We start from the raw sequence: 16,932 nt of genomic DNA on the forward strand, positions 1-16,932 counted from the left end.
GGCCGGGTCAGCGAAACCCGTCACGCATCGGCAGGTACCCGGCGGGCCGTCCCGCGGTTGAGCGCAAGATGCCCGCCCAGAAATCCGGAACCCACCAGAACCGCGTTGCCCGCAAGGGCCAGGGCCACGCCCAGTCCGTGCCGGCCGCGTGCCCGGGCGATCAGGGATCCGAGGTTGGCAAACACCGCCACATCAGTACCCAGCGCGTGAACAGCACCGATTCGGCGCGCGTCGCCGGTCATTCCTGCCCAGTCGCTGGCACCGGCGATAGCGGTGGGCACCGCCGCGGCCAGCCCCGCGCCCACCAGGACGGTCGCACCGTGCCGTGACTGTGATCCGCCGGCGAGATCCAGGATGGACGCGCTGCCCCAGCAGCCAAGTGTCAGATCAGTGAGCGGCGGATGGATCGAGTGGCCCAGGACGCCGGTATGAAACGGGCTTTTCCGCGCCCACTCGAGCACCGGCTTGTAAAGGAACTCCTGCGCGGCGGCAACGCGTTCCGAGACCGGGCTGGTGCCCACGGCCCGGGCCAGACGCAGCGGCAGCGAAACTTCACTCACGCTTATCGACGCTACGCCCGCCCGGCACAGCTGCATAGGCTCCGCCGAAACCCGCGGAAACGGCCAGCAATTCCATGTCGAGATTCCCTTCCCCATTCCGTCCCAGCATTAAGCACAGCCACAATGGCGGTGTCGTTGGGGGAACAGTTGCAGGAGAACAAGGGAGACCGTCATGGCCAAGTATCTGTTGCTCAAGCACTACCGCGGCGCACCCGAAGCGCTCAACAACGTACCGATGGACCAGTGGACACCGGATGAAGTCGCAGCCCACATGCAGTTCATGGCGGACTATGCCGAACGGCTGCAGGCCAACGGCGAATACGTGGAGGGCCAGGCCCTCTCCCCCGAAGGAACCTTCGTACGGTACGACGGCGAGGGCCGGCCCCCGGTGACGGACGGACCGTTCGCGGAAACGAAGGACCTGATCGCCGGCTGGTTCGCCATCGACGTGGACGGCTATGACCGCGCACTCGAACTGGCCGGAGAACTGTCCGCGGCACCGGCCGCCGGCGGCAAGCCGCTGCACGAGTGGATCGAGGTCCGTCCGTTCCTGGCCCAGCCCGTCACGATCACGGAATAACCACCGGTGGAGGAAAGCCGGCTGCGGGTTCTCACCCCGCAGGTCATCGCCGCCCTCGTCCGCCGCGGAGCCAACTTCGCGGCAGCCGAGGACGCGGTGCAGGACGCCCTGCTCGAAGCCCTGGACACCTGGCCGGAGAATCCGCCCCGGGACCCGAAGGGCTGGCTGGTCACCGTCGCGTGGCGCAAGTTCCTGGATGCCGCCCGCGCGGAATCGTCCCGCCGTCGTCGTGAACTAAAGGTCGACGGCGAACCCGCGCCCGGTGTCGTTGGCTCCACTGACGACACGCTGCAGCTGTATTTCCTCTGCGCCCACCCGTCACTGTCCGCGTCATCGGCGGTGGCGTTGACCCTGCGTGCCGTGGGCGGGCTGACCACCCGGCAGATCGCCGCCGCGTACCTGGTGGGCGAGGCGACCATGGCGCAGCGGATCAGCCGGGCCAAACGGACCGTGGCCGGCGTCCGCTTCGATACTCCCGGAGATGTCACCACCGTGTTGCGGGTACTGTACCTGGTCTTCAACGAGGGCTACTCGGGCGACGTCGACCTCGCCGCCGAAGCGATCCGCCTCACCCGGCAACTGGCCGCCGCCGTCGACCATCCGGAGGTGCAGGGACTGCTGGCGCTGATGCTGCTGCACCACGCCCGCCGGTCGGCACGGACCGACGACGGCGGCCGGCTCGTTCCGCTGGCACAGCAGGACCGCGGCCGCTGGGATACCCGGCTGATTATTGAAGGGGTGTCCATCCTGCAGCGGGCGCTGGGGCGCGACCGGCTGGGTGAATACCAAGCCCAGGCTGCCGTCGCCGCCCTGCACGCGGATGCGCAGACGGCGGAGGAGACCGACTGGCCGCAGATTGTCCAGTGGTACGACGAACTGGTCCGGCTCACGGGCAGCCCGGTCGCGAGGCTGAACCGGGCCGTCGCCGTCGGGGAGGCGGACGGGCCGCGTGCCGGCCTGGCCGCCCTGTCGGACCTGGATCCGTCGCTCCCCCGGCACACCGCGGCGCGGGCGTACCTGCACGAGAAGAGCGGCGACGTCGAACAAGCCGCACGGCTCTATTCGGAAGCCGCGCTGCTGGCGCCGAATCTGGCCGAGCGCGACCATCTGACGCTCCAGGCCGCGCGGCTGAACGCGGCTGCGCGGCACGGCTCCGGGTAAGCGCATGGATAGGCGGAGGGCAGCGGGACGTACGTTATGGAATTAAAGTGTCTCCGGAATTTCACGCCCGGGAAACAGCGTCGAATATTGTCGCCGATACATTCGGCGCCCCACGAGGCGGTAAGCAAGTCGGACCGGCGCAGGGATTTCCTTGAAGAAAGCCTTTCGGTCGTCCGGAGGGTTCGTGGCCATCATCATCCCGAGGTAGCCCACCAAAAACTTCTTGTCGAACTGTTCAATCCCGTGCTGACCGACCGCGTCCATTTCCTTTTCGCTCAACACCCTGTCCACCACGGGCATCACCTCAGTGACTTCGCGGCGCAGGTGCACTTTAAGCAGAGCAGAGAGGTCCTCATAGCGTTCAGCGAGTTCCTCGCCGGCCGCCTCGTCTGCCGTCTCCATCCAGCGTCTCCGGACAGGTTCGATTTGTTCAAGCCGCTGCCCCACCTGCCGATGCTGTTCCAGCATCTGCGCTACATGCAGGGCGCACCCCGGTGCCCGGCCCTCCAGCTGGGGATACATGAGCAGGTCCTCGCCCTCGTGGTGGATGTGCAGCACGCCGTCGAAGTTTCCGAGCACTTCCCCAACGTATGCGGCGCGATCCGTATCGCCGATAGGGGTGGAGCGCACCAGGCCGGGTGCCTCGTCGTAGGCCCAAAGGAAAAAACGGTGAACGCGCCGCATTCCGACCGTCCCGGTACAGAGGATGGGCCCCGGCGGCAAGGGAGCCGCGGTCTCGCCCGGTTGGGCTGTAAAGAAGTCAGTCATTTGGATTGCCCCTTACGGGATTCATGTAAGACCAAGGGCTCCCCCGCGAACATTTTAAGAGCCCTACCTCATACGGCACAATGGTTTAATCCAGCGGGGTTGCGGTGAGTTTCACCTTGCAGACTGAAGGAGACGCACTAATGAAGGCTTTGTTTACCGTTTCGGGAGTACAGCTTGCCCTCGGCCTGGCCGGCCTCCGGAAGGCACTGCGGGATCGGACCAGCTACGACGTCTGGAAACTCAAGGGCGACCCCAGACACGTCGCACGCGACCAGTGGGTCATGGGAACCAATCTTTCTGCCCCGGGCCTGATGCTGATCCTTCAAGGGCTGGCCACAGCAGGGCTACTGAGCCGCAGGTGGCGCCGCACCGCCGCCAAGACCCTCGCCATTCTGGGCGCGATAATGAGCGGCGGCTACCCCGCAGAGAAATCTATCCGTCAGGCCTGGCGCGGGAAGTCCCCGGACAAATCACTGCTGCCAATGACGGCGGCGGCGACGGCCCTCGCAGCACTGATGACCGTGCTCGGCCGGCAAGACATGAATCGGCTACCGAAGGCGGGTTGAAAGACAGGCGGCCCGGCCCAACGCCGTTGCGGCACGGCCCCCGGCTCGGCACATAAATCGGCAGGTCGGTAAAGTTCTGATGGCCAGATTTGTCCCGCACCGAGAGTAAGACCCCATGAGCACCCCCGCAGCATCCAGCAGTCCCGAACGTCCGGAACCGGAGCCGATCCCAAACCCCGAACGCACGCTCACCGTGTGGGAGGACGGGGTGCAGCTGGACTTCACCTTCGCCGACTGCATGAAGTACCACGGCCCGGGCTTCCCCGGCGGCGTGGCGCATGCCTTCGCGGCGCTCGGACGGGCGCTGCCGGAGCTTGCCGCCCGCACCCCCTGCGGCCGGGTGGAGCGCCGCGAGATCCGGATCCGCACCCCCTTCGGCGGTCCCGGCGCCCGGGATGCCTTCGAACTCGTGACCCGCGCGGTCACCGGTGACCGCTACGCCGTCCTGCCGGAACTCGCCCGGCCCGAGCGCGGCAACACCCTGGCCCGCTACGTCTTCGAGCTGACCGCCGGGGACGCAACCGTCACCTGTGTGATCCGGAACGAGGGCATCGTCGGGGACGAGTTCATCGAGCTCACCGCCAAGCCGGACAAGACCGCTGCCGAGCTGGCCCACCTGGAAGTCCTCAAGCGCGAAATGCGGGACCGCATCCTCGAGCGCGACCCGGCTCAGGTTTACGATCTGGAGAGCTGAGCCCCTACACCGCGTGCAGGTTACTCCGGCCGGTGGCCCGCCCGCGGTGGTCCAGGATCTGCCCGAACTGCTTGACGCTGCGCAGGGCCACCGCCCGGTCCGTCGACACCCCGGAGAGCTTCACCTCCGGATGCTGTTCCAGCCGCTGCACCTCGGCCAGGCCCTTGACGCGGACGTGCAGCACGACACCAAGACACGGGTACTGCTCGCCTGTGAGGGAGCCCCCTTGGCAAACCGGCTGCAGCTGGTCCTGGGAGCAGGATTCTCCCGCCTACCTGCCGGTGCGCCAGCACAATGAGCTGCTCGGTCTTTGGAACCACCCTAGTGTCGTTCGGAGGGATGGTCCTCCTCTGGAGTGGGATGTTCTTCGCAGAGGGAGGCACCCACTTTTGTGCCCGTTTCATCCGGGCTAATCCGAATATTGACCGACCGCCTGTACTGATCGGTAGCCGGTATGTCGTAGGGATTCAGCCTGGGCTTGCTCTGGTCCGTCAGGATCAAAGTTTTGACGGTCAACCGTGAAGCCGTAATGCCAGCGCAGCGATTCGGCGATCCGACCTTTGGCTGCGGACAGTTTCCGCGTGGCGGAGACCCCGACCTTGATGAGCACGACAAGAGAAACAACGAAAACGATAAGGAGAAAGACGATACCCAGCATCAGCCAGTCTTCGTAACCCTCAACCTTGGGATCGTCCATGGTTTCGCTGGCTAAGATCATTCCCACGATCGAAGCGATAGCCAGCACGACTGCCAGCCATGGCGCGGTCACTCTCGGAACAAGGGTTTCGCTTGGCTGTATACCGGGGATTTCTTTCGCTTTAGACACTTCGAGATCTAACGATAACGGGCGGGAGGACCAGATAACTTCAGCAGTAGCAGTGTAACGATTCCGCGGATTCATGCAGGAAGAGGAGTAGACGTAGACCAAAGCCTGATTTAGGCACCATGAACGGTCACCAAAAGCTCCCCCACCTCGCACTCCAGCGCATTGCAGATCGCAGTCAGCGTGGAGAACCGGATGGCCTTGGCCCGGTCATTCTTGAGCACCGACAGATTCACCAGGCTGACACCGACCTGCCGGCTCAGTTCCGTCAGTGTCATGCCCCGGGCTTCCAGGAGTTCATCAAGACGGCAGTGGATATCGGAAGAATCGTCCGCAGGCACTAAACCAGCCCCTCGGTATCCCGCTGAAGCCGGCGTCCGTATTGGAAGACTCCCGCAACCAGTATCAGGACGAGGCTAAGCACCAGCGGCCAGGGGCTCAGCGTGCCTTCAAAGAGGACCAGTTCGTCGCCCGTCTGCCGCTCCATAACAACCAGGTCCGCCACGCGGGGCACCGCGATTCCGTAGAGGCCCTGGCTGAACGTCCCGACCAGCAGCAAGACGATACCGCAGGCACCGATGATCCGTACGGACGCGGCAGTGAACAGGACCGCGCTGCGGAGCCGGTAGGCCAGCAGGAAGACCAACGCCTGGACGGCCAGCACTCCTGCCTGGTGCAGCGCAGCGGACCAGGCCAGGAGCGCTGCGGGGCCGGAGGGAAGAGCGGGAACCGTAGCCGTCAGTGTTGTGTAGTGGGCTGTCACCCCGGCCCTCAGCCCGTCCACACTCTGGTCCCGTGCGTCGACCGGAAGCTCCAGCGTCACCGGGCCCGTGAAGTACCCGACGATTTCGGAGATGGAAAAGACGGTGCTTACGACCGCGGCCAAAGCCGCGACGACCATGAACACGGTCGCATCCGTTCGTGAAACGATTCTCTTTTCGCCTGCCGGTGCACCGGTGTCTTTCGTAAGCTTCACGGTTCCCCATATCGACTTTCGTTAATAACGATTGTCGATAACATACTGCGCTGCGGTGCCGCCGTCAATGGCACCCCGACAACCGTCTCGCTCTGGCCGCCCTGCCCGGGATGTCCTAGGAATTCAGCCCTGGGCTTGCTGCGGCGGTCCCTGCGTTAGCGACGGTATCCGGCAGCTTGAACGGTCAGCAGCGCAAGGCCGCCGGCCAGGCCGAAGGGCAGCAGGTACACACCCATCAAGTGGAACTTCATCATCACCACTTCCTGCCGGCTCATGGTTCCCGTGGTGCTGTACATAGCCGTCATCGCTTCGAGGTTGCCGAAGAGCCAGAACAGTCCCAGGACAAGCATGATCGCCACAACTGCCCACGCGGCACACAGATAGGGATTGAACCGGCTCCCGGGAGCAGCAGCCGAGTCAAAGGGCCATTCAGCAGCGGTGTCGTCACCGCCCGCGTCACCGAACTCCGCTTCGGCATGGGTGGTAGGGCTGGACGCCTGCGGAGGTTCACCGCCGTCGGCTACCACTTCCACCCAGTCCCCGCTTTCCCCCGACACGGGCCGGGCGTAAAGCCGGTAATCCGATTTACTGATGCTTCGCCGAGTTCCCATGGCCCAAAGCCTACGGGGCCGCTTCGTCCTTTCCCTGCACCTAAGGCGCGACTATCCGTCCACTGGTCTCGCCCGCGCACGGGCCTCGGTGCCAGGGCAGGCTGTACGTTGACCACATGAAGTCTGCGAAGGAAATGTTCGGCAGCGGCAGTGGTCCGTTCATCAACCTGAACTGGGCCGGGAGGGTTGAAAAGCCCGAGGCCGTCGCCGCACGTCTGGCGGGCACGATGTCGCTGCTGTCCGCGTGGACCGGCCTGCAGTGGTACCACGACACCGGTGAGCGGAACAGTACCGCCGTCAGCTATGAGGTCATACCGGCCGAACAGCAAAGCCTTACCGGACTTATCAATCCGAGACCTGCCAGGGAACGCGATGCTGCACCCCAGTTGAGCAGCTATTTCATGTCCATGCGTTCCAGCCCGGATCCAAACGGCACCTATACGGTTCTCCTGAGCGGCTCGGCCGGATCCGATCAGGAACTGACCAACCAGGTCAAGTTGCAACTCGCAGATGATTTCCCGGTGGGCGTTCCCCCTGAGGCTGCCCGGTGGTTTCTGGATCTCGTCCGGCTCTGGGAGCCTGACCGAGCACGGCTTAGCAGTCAGTCCGTGGAGCAGGAAATCTGGTTAACCCGGGCAGCGTACCTGTCCTGGACCTCGGCCAAGGCCTACCCCGAGCCCCTCAGTGACAAGGAAGTCCGTATCCCGTTTGGTGACGGCGGTCTTGGGATTGCACGCACATGGACTGTGGAGGGCATTGCCGCACTAGACCGGGATCTTCGGCACGCAGGTGCACCGAAAGCAAGCAACCGGCCACCCACACAGGACCAGCCTCAGTTCCCGAGCGGTTACCCGAAAGAGCTGGACTCCCTGGCCCGGGAACTGGACTATAGCCGGCGCGATTCGGTAACCGGCCGGGAATCACCGAGCGGAACTGTTTAGAGCCGATGCCCGTGGTCCGGTGATGGAACACGGGCATCGACGCCAGGAGAATAAGGATTAAGGCGGGCAAACCGTGCACCGCTTAGCCCTCTTCCACCTCCGAGAACAGGGCGATGAAGGTGGTCCCGCTGGCCTTCAGCTGACCGAAGAGGTCCGCAGCGTGAGGTGTTGTCACGGCCGCCGAGGCCTCCTCATAGCTGTCGAAGTACAGGTCAAGCGTCCGGTGGGCAGGGGTGGGTGAGCCGTTTTCCTTCGGCCAGACCTTGCCGGCCTCGTAGCGACGCAGCTTCGGGAGCTGCTTGGCGCTGTCCGCGATGCCTTTGTAGGCAGTCTCAAACGCGTCGGGGTCGGCGGGGTTGTCAATGACGAACGTGATCTTGGTGGGCATGGTGTTCCTTCCTTCCGGGGGCGGGGATGGTTGAAGTTTCCGGGCAGGTTGCGCGGTTGTCTACCGTGCGCCCCTGTGCAGCTCCCGGGCGGTCATCAAGGCCGGCTCACCCGCTGTCTTGGCGCCAGCCGTGCTGCCGCTCCAGTCGGGTTCGACGCCGTCCGCCGTCGTCCGAGCCGGGAACACCGCTCAACATGTTGCTGGTGGAGTCGACAGCAGGTCCGCGGTAATGTCCTCGATGCTTTCCGCACCGATACCGGCCATAGTGGTGCGCAGTTCCTCGGTGAGTCCGCCCAGGACGGCTGCTGCACCGTCCTCTCCCCCGGTAGCCAGTCCCCACATCACGGGCCGTCCGATAAAAACGGCGCGTGCACCCATGGCCAGGGACGCCGCAATATGGTCCCCGGTGCGGATACCGCTGTCGACGTAGACCTCGCAGTCCCCGCCGACGGCCTGGACCACCTCGGGCAGCGCCTGGATGGACGTGACCGATCTGCCGAGCCGACGGCCGCCGTGCGTTGACACGAGCACGCCGGCGGCTCCCGCATCGACCGCCCTGCGGGCATCATCGCCGCGCAGGATCCCCTTGACCACCACCTCAAGACCCGAACGTTCGCGCAAGTCACTGATGACGTCCAGCGTCAGGTTCTCCGCTGCCTCCGTGGCGCCGCCGGGAAGTCCGGATAGATCCTCTTCCAGGAGGTTGGCCAGCCTCGTCTTGCCCGGTACCTCCGGCCACAGCAGCGGATCGATGAGTAGTCCGCCCGAGGACAGCCGTGTCGTGTCCACGGTGAGGAGAAGCGCCCTGGCGCCGGCGGCAGCAGCCCGTTCAACCAGGGCATCGGACAGGCCACGGTCTTTCATGACGTACACCTGGAACCACCACGGCACCCCTTCTGCCGCGATCTTCGCGAACGGTACCGATGTATTGGTGGAGACTCCCAGCAGCGATCCGGTGCGGCGCACTGCACGCGCAGTGGCGAGTTCCGCCAGGGGCGTCGCAGCGTTCTGCTGCGCCATCGGCGCCGCCAGGACGGGCGTCTGGAGCGGCACACCCAATACGGACGTCGCGGTTCCCCCTGCGGACGTCCGGGTGAACGCCCGCGGACGGAACCTGACGTCGCCCCACTGGGCGGCTGCATCCTGTACGGATTCGCCGCCGCCGGCAGTCCCGGCGAAGTAGCCGTACACGTACTCCGGAAGTGCGGCTTTTGCCGCCTGTTCCAAATCGTTTAACGCCTGCCCGGCATTCCACTGCATGGTGTTCCCCATCCTTCCGTTCCGCTCAACCTTCGTGATTGCGCTGCCGTTGCGCACCGGCTGCCGTGCGTCGTCGTCGTGCACGTCATGGATTCTCAGCGTGCGGCAAGGTAGGCGTCCTCGCGGGCGTAGTCGGTGTAATACGTGAAGAACGGATCCTCGCCGGCGGGCTGATGGGCCGGTGAAGACAGGAGCCAGTCGACGGCGGCCGGAACGGTCTCCGCATAGGTGCCCACAGGGCGATAACCCAGGGCCAGCGAGGCTTGGGTGTCGAGGACCAGCGGCGGCGTGAGATCCCAGGGATGCGCGCCGAGGCCGGGATCGTCAGTGGCCCCGAGGAGGATCTCCTCCCAGTCGTGGCCCAGGTACGCCGCGACGGTGCGGGCAATCTCCCGGGCGGTGGGGGCGTCGGGGTCCGCGCTGTTGAGGATCCGACGGCCCGGCCGGCCGGCAACCGTTTGGACCAGGGCGGCGGTGTTGACGGCAGCGGTGGTGTGATCGCCTCCGGCACCGCTGCCGGCGAGGAAGACCGCGGGCCGGCGGTCCAGGACGCGCTTGACGAACATCCATTCCCGGGGCCGTACCGCGCCGGCACCGTGGACCTTCGAGGCACGGATGACCGTCACCGGATGCCCGCTGTCCAGGAGCACCTGCTCGGCTGCAACCTTGTTGGCCCCGTAGCCCTCCCGGGAATCGTAGTTGCCGTGGGACGGCTTCATGATTTGCTGGCTTTCCTGCACGGGACGCTCGAAGCGAGGCGCGACGTCGGAATTGACGTGGTTGCCGTCGTCGTCGACGTAGACCGCTTTGCTGGACAGCATTACCGCCGAGCCGATGGACCCTAGATGGGGAAGGAGCAGCTCGGCGTCCGCCGCGGTGTAGCAGGCGGCGTCGACCAGCAGGTCCGCACCCTGGCCGATCGCGTGCGCCAGGTCGCGGGCACTGCGCCGGTCCGACGACACGAATGCCGCCCCGGCTTGCCGGAGTGCCGCCGGCATTTTCGAAGCGTTCCGGCCGGTCATCCGCACCTCCCACCCGGATCCCAGCAGGCGGTGCGCCATGGCTTGCCCGAGGACACCCGTCCCTCCGAGAATGACTGCCTGTTTCATTTGCCCCCAACGCGCTGCCGCCGAACGTAGATGTCCGTCCGAGAAGGATGAGCCTACCGCCGGGTCACGGCTGGCGTTCGCATCCACGGTCGTCCTGCAACCGGGAAGCAGGCTCGACGTCGACGGCCCTGTTAGGTTCGGACCATGGGGACAATCGAGAACCGCACTTTGCATGCACTCGTGGATGCCGCCGTCGAAGGGCTGCCCCCGGCGGCACAGGCGGCTCCCCGGTCGATTGTGGAAATTGGAACGGCGCATATTGTTGTCCTGCTGGACGGCAACGCCGCCGTGCGGATCGGACGGAATCCGGGCATGGCACCCGCCATGCGGAAGCGGCAGCAGCTGGTGGACAGCATTCCGGAATCGGTCGGCTTCCTCCTCCCCCGCTCCCTGGGACCCGTCGTGGAACTCGAGGGACTTTCGGCTGTCGCGACCCGGCTGATCCCGGGCGGGCCGTGTCCGGCAGGTGACGGCGGACCCGGCCAGCTACAAGACCTGCTGAGCTCCGTCTCCTCCATTCCCATGGAGCCGCTCGAGGGCTTGCTGGCCGAACCCCTGGCCTTCTGCGGAGGCTCGGACTGGTACCGGATCCAATGCGAAGAGGTTCTGCCGCGTCTCGATCAGGACGTTCAGGAGCGGGCGGCGGATGCGGTCGCCGCCTTGGCGGACCTCGAACCGGTCCGCGAGGTGTTCGCCCACGGCGACCTCGCAGGACACAACGTGTTCTGGGAAGGAAACCGCATAGTCGGCGTACTGGATTGGGATCTGGCGTCCCGGAGCGACCGCTCCACCGATCTTGCCTGCATCGGTGCCTGGAACGGGTGGGACAAACTGCCCCTGATCGCCGGCTCCCCGGACGTGCGCCGTGCTGCGGTCCGGCGGAACACCTTCCGGCTGCAGCAGGTCGCGTTCGCTTTGCTGAACGGCCGGCCAGCGGACGAGGTCGGGAAAGCGGTCGCCCGGGCCAACACCTGGCTCCGGGAACGGCTCTAACCGGTGGACTTCTTCAGAGACGAAGCGCTGGCGCAAACGTCGCCTTCATTGTTCACTGATATCCATGCCGACCGTCGAAATCCGCCGAGCCACCGAACACGACGCCGAGTCTCTCGCGCTGGTCCATGTCAAAGCCTGGCAGTGGGCCTACCGCGGCCTCATGCCGGATTCCCTTTTGGACGGGCTGGACGTTGAGCGACGGTCGGCAGGTTGGAAGCGGCTGATCCGTGACGGGCTGGCACCTACACCCCATCTGGCCGTTATCGACTCGAAGATAGCGGGGTTCTCCCACGCAGACACGAGTGGGGACGACGACGCCGATCCGCAGGTCGGAGAGGTCACCGCCCTCTATCTCCTGGCGGAATTTGTCGGCACGGGAGTCGGACGCCGCTTGTGGGAGGCAGCGGTCGACCAGTTGCACGGGAGCGGACATACCGCTTTCTCGGTGTGGGTGCTGGATTCAAACAAGCGGGGAAGAACCTTCTACGAACGAAGGGGAATGTCCCTGGACGAGGCAACCAAGGAACAGGTCTTCGCCGGGTCCACACTGTCGGAGGTGCGGTACCGCTCCAAGCTCGTTAGTCGTCGGGGCGGTCAATAGTCCAGTAGCTCACGCCGTCGTCGGGAAACGGCCGCTCCGCCATTCCGATCTTGCGCGCTACCCGTTTCGACTCCTCGTTGCCGGCATCAATCGTCGCGGCGACGAACTCCAGGCGAGAGACCTCGAAGACGTAGGCGAGCATCGCCCGGCCTATTTCGGTGGCATAGCCCTTGCCCCAAAACCTTTGATGGAAAACGTATATCAGTTCGTCAAAGTCCTGGCCGGGCGCCCGGATGACGCCGCAGTAGCCGACGAATTCGCCGCTGTCCCGTTCGAAGACGGCTGAGGTGCCATAGCCGCGCTTCACATATTTTTCTTTGCAGACCTGAATCCATCCTGCGACTTCCGACCGGTCCAGTGTCGTCCCGTCACCGACGAACCGCATGACCGCCGGATCCGCGCAGAGCGCTGCAAAGTCCTCCAGATCCTCATCCGCAAAGTGGCGGGCTTCAAGGCGGTCGGTTTCAAACATCATCCGGGAACGATAACCCACGGCGGCCGCATAACTCGTTGCCTGCCTCAGGGATGCAGCTTGATCCCGTCCGAGGGGGCAATGCTGAAGCCGGTGAAACGGACGGTCAATCCTCCGCGCTGGGGCGAACAGGCCATCACCCCTACCTGGCAAAGGCTTTCCATCGGAAGGTAACCCAGCCGCAGGCTTTTCCACTGTCCGGCCGTGGCGCCGGGTTCCAGGTATTGCACATGGACCGCGGTGCCCTGCCGGGACAGCCGCAGGGTTATCTCATCCTGGGCCGTTCCGAGAGGACACAAAGACCAATCCGAGGTGCCGTTCGTTATCACCGTACTGAGCTGGAGTGTGCCGTCGCTGTACTCGACTCCCGCCTTCAGCCACGCCCGCTCATCGATCCGGAGCATCAGTCCCGCCTGATCATAAAGTGCGGTGAAATCTCCGCTCAGCGTTACGGTAGCCGTGAAGTCACCGGCAACTTCAGCGGAGAGAAAGTGGCCCGTGTCGCGAATGAATCCGTAGTGGGTTTTCCGCCAGAAATCCGTACCGTCAGCGGTTTCCAGCGTCAGCGAGTCGCCGTCGTCTTTCCAGCTGGCTGGTTCGTTCAGCCATGTCATGTCCTCGAACATCTTCATCCATTTCCTGGTGCAGAAGCGTGCAGGGTGCGGCGAAGCATCGTCGGCGCGAGGAAAACGAGAACGACGCCGAGGGCAGCCAGAGCGATCATCGCACCGGGCCGCCCTGCCGCGTCCACCCAGAACCCAACATAGACGGGGCCGAGCAGGAACCCGATATAGGACACGGTTGCGAGCACGCAGTACCAAAATGCCAGGTGCGTACGTCATTATGGTCCTGCTCTCCAGCTGTTCCCAGGCGAATGATTCAGCTCCTGCATGCGAGGATGCAGGTCATGGACGCAAACCAGGAATTCGTCAGGTACGAGGCAACCGAACCGAATGCCCGGGGAGCCAGAATCGGGATATTCGGTTTAGCCAACGGTCTTGCGATGGAGGGCAGGCTGTCCCGTGAAGACTACGAGTGGTGGACCAGCGCGAACGTCTGGTACGACGATGCCTACCCGGATCCAAGCACAACCGATCCCGCTGTATACGACCGTGCAATTCACCCGCACGCGCAGGCATGGTTTCGGGTTTCCGCAGACCACCTGCTGGCCAGGATCCCCGGATACATCGGCCTGCTCACCCGCTACGGGGTCAACTGGCAGGAAAGGCGGTCAACCGATCCGGGCCGGGTTCTCTATGAAGACGAGGTCCAAGTAGTAGTGGATCCCTACCCTTGACAGCAGCAGAAATGTAAAGCTCACTGTACGTGTAAAGCAAGCTGTACACCGCGGGGAGGCCACCAATGTCTGTTGAGCAAACACGTACAAAGTGGGGATACGCCAAGTTCGGAACCGGCCGGGTACCGGCCCTGGCTATTGCCGTTCCGGGCGGGCTGGCACTCGGGGCGGCAGGAGGTTTGCTGGCTATCCTCGCGGGTGCCGCCGGTTCGCATCCCGTCCCGGGATTCTGGGTCTTTGCCGTCTGCCTCGCGATGCCGGCTGCGGTCCTGATGTATCTCGTCGTAGTGGACCGGGACACCCTCGACGGCGCCCTTGAACGCCCTGACGACTCCGTTGAATCCGGCTGGTATGACAAGGCGGCAGCGGGTTCCTTCACAGACCTGGTCCTGGTCCTGGGCATAGCAGCTACCGTTCTGGCCTTCATTCCCCGGGACTTTCCGGTTGATCTGAAGCTCGCCCTTCCAGCAGTGCTCGTTCTTTGCTTTGCCTCCTTCGGCATCCGGTACGTGGTGCTGCGGCGGCGAGGCTGACGTGAAGAATCGAGTCAGCGATTCCCGTCAGCACCTGGCTTGGTCCCAGCAGCGGCTCGCTGACGAGCTGGGTGTCTCCCGCCAGACCGTCATCTCCATTGAGCGCGGACGCTTCGACCCGTCACTTCCCCTGGCCTTCCGGATCGCTGCCGTCTTCAACAGCACCATTGAGGAGCTTTTCTTTCCCGATGGGCAGGAATGAGACGCGCTGGCGCATGTGGGCCTTTCTTAGGCGTCAGGGAAAGGTGAGACGGCAATCCCGAAAACCCTGTCATGGCTGTGCACTGCGGACCTATGTGGAGGAGGAACGAAAGTCCCGCTTGGACTGGTCAACGCCGTCAAACGTGCGTCGCGGGGCGGCGGTGAAAGCTGCTGCTCTAAAGTGCCGGCTGCCCGTTCCGACGTCGATACTCCAGAACGGAGCACGTTAGGAAAGCAGAAGCAGCTAGCACCAGGACAAGGATCGACACCGGCCGCCACCATTCCGGCAGCTTCTCAGCGAGCATTATCGTGCCCACCCCGAAAATAATCCAGACCCCAAACAGGTAGCGGCTCCATGCACTCATATCCACAGCCTAACCGCCGCAGATATTCTGAGATGAGCTGCCCGAAAGCCGGTCCTCCGTGGGATCGCGGCGAGGCCTCGGTGGTGAAGCGACCCGCTGCTTTCTGGCTACTTGCCAGGGGTCCTTGGTGGACGCCGTTTCCAATGCCCGCCTTCATGCTCGCCGGTCGTTCCTCCACCATACGTAGAGAAGCCACACCGCCAGGCCCCAAAGGAGTACCGCCAAGATGATGGTGGACGGCGGCGGCCCAAAACTGCATTCACCCGCCACGGCAACAAAGTCAGAACAGGTCCCCGACCGCGAAACCATCGTTACAACGCCTGCAATCGACGCCGCAATGGCAGCAAGTAACGACATGAAACGACGTTTCCCCCGCTTGATCACAATTTCCTCCCGACGAGGCCCGCAGCTCTGACCTTTCAGCGTCCGCTTCCATTGATATTGGTTCGATGGCGGGTGATTCTAAAGCGCGTAATGCGCTGGATCATGACGGGATACAAATGAAGGATCATCCCGAAAAGCATAATCTGTGCAGCACCGCGAGGGTGTGATGTAGCCGCGGCCATGATGGCTAGTACTGCGGTAGCGGAGAAGCCGAGAAGGTGACCGGTTTCGGACTGCTCGGTCCCTCTAAGGAAGCGGGCCGTGCCTGATGCTCCTTGCTCGGTTCGACGCATCTGTTCGATGATCCTGTTCCAGCCGACGAGGCCGAGTAAGCGTCGGAGTGCCTCCGCTCCCAGCAGGGTGTAAATCCGCGGCTCGAATGGTCTGACCCGGTAGCGGTAGCGGGCAACGTCCACCAGTGCTGGACCCGTCAGGAGCGCCATGAAGAGAAAGGCGCACTGGACAACGAGTGCGTAGACGAGGTGATCGGGTCCTATGGCGAACCAGCCAGCGACCGCTAGTCCGAGACCGAACACCAGACCCGCAGTCGTCGAGCCAGGTTGTCCACTAGGCGATGCCATCACATCACCCGGATACCGCGCGCGGCACGATTAGCGGCTGCGGTTGAACGGACGTTCATCTCGGTACGTACTGCTGCTCTTGTTCGTCGATCCCCCGTTGTCATGCCCCCGACTCTACCCAGAGCCTTCCTCCGGGCTGTCCCTAAGGGCGATCCTTCATCGGGTCTCTGTAGGCCAGCAGCAATCTAAGCCAGGGCCTGTTTCCAAGCATCTTTATTGCGTAGGACATAGTCAGCCGCCCCGCGCCAGTGATCGCCGTGTCCGCTGACATACATTTCTGCCCAAGGCTGGAATCCGATTTCATGTGAAGATTTCAACAGCTCGTGCATGGCCACCGTCCTCTTTCCTAGGGCCTCGGGCAACGCTTCCCGTAAGACCTCGTCAGCTTCATATCCGTCGATAACAGCACGCAGCCTCGCGGCTGCCTCTGGAACCGGTTGGCCTTCAAAGAGCATTCCAAAGGACTGCGCTGCATATGCAAGGTCCCAGAGGCGCGTACTCGGGCCCGCGGCGTCCCAATCGATGAACACCCACCGTTCACCCATGATGAGGTTCCACGGCGCCAGGTCGTTGTGGCACATCAGGTTCGCATTCTCGGCAGGCAGCAGAAGGTTCCACCCGGTCGTATCCGGGAGACCAAATCCTTCGCTCGCATCGTGAATCTGGTGAATCAAACGGCCGACCCGCCGGAGGTCATCCTGTCCTAGGGGCAACTGGTCCATCGCAGATACACCCCCGACGTACTCGATGACATGTCGCTCATCGTGATCCTTGCCCAGGGGTTTGGGCACGTCAACGCCAGCCATCTGGAGAGCTTTCAGGTACTTCTGAACAATGGCAGAGTTTTCCTGCCACGGTTTACGGACAGTATCGCCAATACGAACGACACTCTCTGAGGCGTTTCCGCCTTCAAGTTCTTCAGCTTCCTCATTCACCCGAAGAACGCTACTGCGTGCAAACAAGCTGGCCAAGCCATCTCCCGGGCGGAACCAATAGAGGTCCCGCTAAGGGATCCACAACCGTTCACCTTCAGGAGGTGGTAAATCCCCTTCACCAAATGTTCATCCG

General features: G+C 63.8%; 24 protein-coding genes. 10 read left to right on the forward strand and 14 right to left on the reverse strand.

Going from position 1 to position 16,932, the window contains the following annotated elements; translation table 11 throughout:
- Positions 1-20: 20 nt before the first annotated feature.
- Complete coding sequence (locus NNX37_RS10000) at positions 21-560, reverse strand: DUF2231 domain-containing protein (RefSeq protein WP_255792388.1); 540 nt, start codon at positions 558-560, stop codon at positions 21-23.
- Between the two features lie 172 nt (positions 561-732).
- Between NNX37_RS10000 and NNX37_RS10005 the strand changes: the two genes are divergently transcribed.
- Together NNX37_RS10005 and NNX37_RS10010 are read left to right on the forward strand one after the other, a co-directional pair.
- Positions 733-1,140, forward strand: coding sequence for a YciI family protein (locus NNX37_RS10005; protein WP_229952091.1), 408 nt, complete (start codon positions 733-735; stop codon positions 1,138-1,140).
- 6 nt (positions 1,141-1,146) lie between these two features.
- Complete coding sequence (locus tag NNX37_RS10010; RefSeq protein ID WP_255792389.1) at positions 1,147-2,301, forward strand: RNA polymerase sigma factor; 1,155 nt, start codon at positions 1,147-1,149, stop codon at positions 2,299-2,301.
- Positions 2,302-2,343: 42 nt separating this feature from the next.
- Here NNX37_RS10010 and NNX37_RS10015 read toward each other — a convergent pair whose 3' ends face one another.
- A complete protein-coding gene (locus NNX37_RS10015; protein WP_255792390.1) occupies positions 2,344-3,069 on the reverse strand; it encodes a hemerythrin domain-containing protein in 726 nt (241 codons plus the stop codon).
- A 140-nt stretch (positions 3,070-3,209) separates the two neighbouring features.
- On the opposite strand from NNX37_RS10015, the gene NNX37_RS10020 reads away from it, so the two are divergent.
- Together NNX37_RS10020 and NNX37_RS10025 are read left to right on the forward strand one after the other, a co-directional pair.
- A complete protein-coding gene (locus tag NNX37_RS10020; RefSeq protein WP_255792391.1) occupies positions 3,210-3,635 on the forward strand; it encodes a hypothetical protein in 426 nt (141 codons plus the stop codon).
- A gap of 115 nt (positions 3,636-3,750) precedes the next feature.
- The gene (locus NNX37_RS10025; protein ID WP_255792392.1) at positions 3,751-4,329 is read left to right on the forward strand and encodes a hypothetical protein; all 579 of its coding nucleotides are present in this window, start codon (positions 3,751-3,753) and stop codon (positions 4,327-4,329) included.
- Positions 4,330-4,333: 4 nt separating this feature from the next.
- Here NNX37_RS10025 and NNX37_RS10030 read toward each other — a convergent pair whose 3' ends face one another.
- From NNX37_RS10030 to NNX37_RS10050, 5 genes are all read right to left on the reverse strand, one after another.
- Complete coding sequence (locus tag NNX37_RS10030; protein ID WP_255792393.1) at positions 4,334-4,513, reverse strand: hypothetical protein; 180 nt, start codon at positions 4,511-4,513, stop codon at positions 4,334-4,336.
- A 225-nt stretch (positions 4,514-4,738) separates the two neighbouring features.
- The gene (locus NNX37_RS10035) at positions 4,739-5,155 is read right to left on the reverse strand and encodes a hypothetical protein (protein ID WP_255792394.1); all 417 of its coding nucleotides are present in this window, start codon (positions 5,153-5,155) and stop codon (positions 4,739-4,741) included.
- 110 nt (positions 5,156-5,265) lie between these two features.
- Entirely contained in the window at positions 5,266-5,493 is a 228-nt protein-coding gene (locus NNX37_RS10040) for a helix-turn-helix domain-containing protein (RefSeq protein WP_255792397.1), read from the reverse strand.
- Positions 5,493-6,128, reverse strand: coding sequence for a hypothetical protein (locus NNX37_RS10045; RefSeq protein ID WP_255792398.1), 636 nt, complete (start codon positions 6,126-6,128; stop codon positions 5,493-5,495). The genes NNX37_RS10040 and NNX37_RS10045 overlap by 1 nt, the downstream gene beginning before the upstream one ends.
- Positions 6,129-6,283: 155 nt before the next feature.
- Positions 6,284-6,739, reverse strand: coding sequence for a hypothetical protein (locus NNX37_RS10050; protein WP_255792400.1), 456 nt, complete (start codon positions 6,737-6,739; stop codon positions 6,284-6,286).
- Positions 6,740-6,855: 116 nt separating this feature from the next.
- Between NNX37_RS10050 and NNX37_RS10055 the strand changes: the two genes are divergently transcribed.
- On the forward strand, positions 6,856-7,680 hold the full coding sequence (locus NNX37_RS10055; RefSeq protein WP_255792402.1) for a hypothetical protein: 825 nt from the start codon (positions 6,856-6,858) through the stop codon (positions 7,678-7,680).
- Positions 7,681-7,762: 82 nt separating this feature from the next.
- Here NNX37_RS10055 and NNX37_RS10060 read toward each other — a convergent pair whose 3' ends face one another.
- From NNX37_RS10060 to NNX37_RS10070, 3 genes are all read right to left on the reverse strand, one after another.
- Positions 7,763-8,068, reverse strand: coding sequence for an EthD family reductase (locus NNX37_RS10060; RefSeq protein WP_255792404.1), 306 nt, complete (start codon positions 8,066-8,068; stop codon positions 7,763-7,765).
- A 189-nt stretch (positions 8,069-8,257) separates the two neighbouring features.
- Positions 8,258-9,412 carry an alpha-hydroxy acid oxidase gene (locus NNX37_RS10065; protein ID WP_255792407.1) on the reverse strand — a complete coding sequence of 385 codons (1,155 nt, stop codon included), beginning with the start codon at positions 9,410-9,412 and terminating at the stop codon, positions 8,258-8,260.
- A gap of 11 nt (positions 9,413-9,423) precedes the next feature.
- Positions 9,424-10,437, reverse strand: coding sequence for an NAD-dependent epimerase/dehydratase family protein (locus NNX37_RS10070; protein ID WP_255792410.1), 1,014 nt, complete (start codon positions 10,435-10,437; stop codon positions 9,424-9,426).
- Between the two features lie 144 nt (positions 10,438-10,581).
- Here NNX37_RS10070 and NNX37_RS10075 point away from each other — a divergent pair, with 144 nt between their 5' ends.
- Together NNX37_RS10075 and NNX37_RS10080 are read left to right on the forward strand one after the other, a co-directional pair.
- Positions 10,582-11,430 carry a phosphotransferase family protein gene (locus tag NNX37_RS10075; protein ID WP_255792413.1) on the forward strand — a complete coding sequence of 283 codons (849 nt, stop codon included), beginning with the start codon at positions 10,582-10,584 and terminating at the stop codon, positions 11,428-11,430.
- Positions 11,431-11,494: 64 nt separating this feature from the next.
- Positions 11,495-12,031: a GNAT family N-acetyltransferase gene (locus NNX37_RS10080; RefSeq protein WP_255792415.1), complete on the forward strand. Its 537-nt coding sequence runs from the start codon at positions 11,495-11,497 to the stop codon at positions 12,029-12,031.
- Here the strand turns inward: NNX37_RS10080 and NNX37_RS10085 are convergent.
- Positions 12,009-12,506: a GNAT family N-acetyltransferase gene (locus tag NNX37_RS10085; protein ID WP_255792418.1), complete on the reverse strand. Its 498-nt coding sequence runs from the start codon at positions 12,504-12,506 to the stop codon at positions 12,009-12,011. The two genes, NNX37_RS10080 and NNX37_RS10085, sit on opposite strands and share 23 nt — an antisense overlap.
- A 44-nt stretch (positions 12,507-12,550) precedes the next feature.
- Positions 12,551-13,135: a DUF1349 domain-containing protein gene (locus NNX37_RS10090; protein WP_255792421.1), complete on the reverse strand. Its 585-nt coding sequence runs from the start codon at positions 13,133-13,135 to the stop codon at positions 12,551-12,553.
- Positions 13,136-13,410: 275 nt separating this feature from the next.
- On the opposite strand from NNX37_RS10090, the gene NNX37_RS10095 reads away from it, so the two are divergent.
- The 3 genes from NNX37_RS10095 to NNX37_RS10105 all read left to right on the forward strand — a co-directional run bounded on the left by NNX37_RS10095 (position 13,411) and on the right by NNX37_RS10105 (position 14,535).
- Positions 13,411-13,800 carry a hypothetical protein gene (locus NNX37_RS10095; protein WP_255792424.1) on the forward strand — a complete coding sequence of 130 codons (390 nt, stop codon included), beginning with the start codon at positions 13,411-13,413 and terminating at the stop codon, positions 13,798-13,800.
- Positions 13,801-13,865: 65 nt separating this feature from the next.
- Positions 13,866-14,333 (forward strand): hypothetical protein, encoded by a 468-nt coding sequence (locus NNX37_RS10100; RefSeq protein WP_255792426.1) that lies wholly within the window; start codon positions 13,866-13,868, stop codon positions 14,331-14,333.
- 1 nt (position 14,334) lies between these two features.
- On the forward strand, positions 14,335-14,535 hold the full coding sequence (locus tag NNX37_RS10105) for a helix-turn-helix transcriptional regulator (protein WP_255792428.1): 201 nt from the start codon (positions 14,335-14,337) through the stop codon (positions 14,533-14,535).
- 783 nt (positions 14,536-15,318) lie between these two features.
- On the opposite strand, the gene NNX37_RS16630 is transcribed toward NNX37_RS10105, so the two are convergent.
- Together NNX37_RS16630 and NNX37_RS10110 are read right to left on the reverse strand one after the other, a co-directional pair.
- The gene (locus NNX37_RS16630) at positions 15,319-15,864 is read right to left on the reverse strand and encodes a glycosyl-4,4'-diaponeurosporenoate acyltransferase CrtO family protein (protein ID WP_407079942.1); all 546 of its coding nucleotides are present in this window, start codon (positions 15,862-15,864) and stop codon (positions 15,319-15,321) included.
- A 185-nt stretch (positions 15,865-16,049) separates the two neighbouring features.
- Positions 16,050-16,799, reverse strand: a complete 750-nt coding sequence (locus NNX37_RS10110; protein WP_255792431.1) for a phosphotransferase — start codon at positions 16,797-16,799, stop codon at positions 16,050-16,052.
- Positions 16,800-16,932: the final 133 nt, after the last annotated feature.

The organism is Arthrobacter zhaoxinii, from assembly GCF_024385505.1.
Lineage (GTDB): Bacteria > Actinomycetota > Actinomycetes > Actinomycetales > Micrococcaceae > Arthrobacter_B > Arthrobacter_B zhaoxinii.